Raw genomic sequence first — 264 nt, forward strand, 5'->3', positions numbered from 1 at the left:
CAACGTCCTACTCTCACAGGGACAAGGTCCCAACTACCATCGGCGCTAGAGAGCTTAACTTCCGTGTTCGGTATGGGAACGGGTGTGACCTCTCTGCCATCATTACCAGACATTATTCTTTTGAGACAATCATTATTATAACTTATTCACTCTGAAAGTCAATAAGTTTTTTATATTCTCTCAAAACTAGATAACGTTGCTTCATATTATATGGTTAAGTCCTCGATCTATTAGTATTCGTCAGCTCCACATGTCACCATGCTT

Annotated in this window: 1 rRNA gene; it reads right to left on the minus strand. The window is 40.2% G+C overall.

What is annotated here, in order from left to right:
- Positions 1 to 110, minus strand: a 5S ribosomal RNA gene (gene rrf, locus MR066_RS27120); the annotation flags it as partial.
- Positions 111 to 264: the final 154 nt, after the last annotated feature.

Source organism: Bacillus cereus group sp. BfR-BA-01523, from assembly GCF_022662615.1.
GTDB lineage: Bacteria > Bacillota > Bacilli > Bacillales > Bacillaceae_G > Bacillus_A > Bacillus_A mycoides.